Source organism: Rhodococcus sp. IEGM 1408 (assembly GCF_033142235.1).
Taxonomy (GTDB): Bacteria; Actinomycetota; Actinomycetes; order Mycobacteriales; family Mycobacteriaceae; genus Dietzia.
On sequence record NZ_JAWLRW010000062.1, the window covers coordinates 1 to 500 of the forward strand.

General features: G+C 60.2%; 1 protein-coding gene. It reads left to right on the plus strand.

What is annotated here, in order from left to right; translation table 11 throughout:
- Positions 1–147: 147 nt before the first annotated feature.
- Entirely contained in the window at positions 148–420 is a 273-nt protein-coding gene (locus R4P08_RS18510) for an ATP-binding protein (RefSeq protein ID WP_317815324.1), read from the plus strand.
- Positions 421–500: the final 80 nt, after the last annotated feature.

Consider the following 500-nt stretch of genomic DNA (forward strand, 5'->3'; position numbering starts at 1 on the left):
AACAAGGTGATCCAGGCTTTCATCATCAACGACAACGACTTCAACAACGACAACGACAACGCCCTTGCACAGGACGACTAAATCCACACCTTCGTAGACCACAACAACCGTAAGCATCACCTCATCACCAACCTCGTCGACAACGCTGTGCGGCATTCCCCCCATTCGAGCACTGTGACGCTGCGGGCTCACCGAATCGGCGGAGCCTATGCATTCGACGTCGTAGACCAGGGGCCGGGCATCGCCCTCGCCGATCGCCATGCGGTGTTCGACCGATTCATCCGCGGCGGATCCACCGACGGTGGAACAGGTCTCGGCCTCGGCATCGCCCGCTGGGCCACCGAACTGCACGGCGGAACCATCGAAGTTCTCGACACCGAATTCGGCTGCCACATCAGAGTGGCCATCCCCGAGCACTGACTTTCCCGATCCACCCGAACCGCGACTGCTCGTCTTCGTACCGCAGCCGGCGACCTTCCATGCCCGAAACACACAACAAG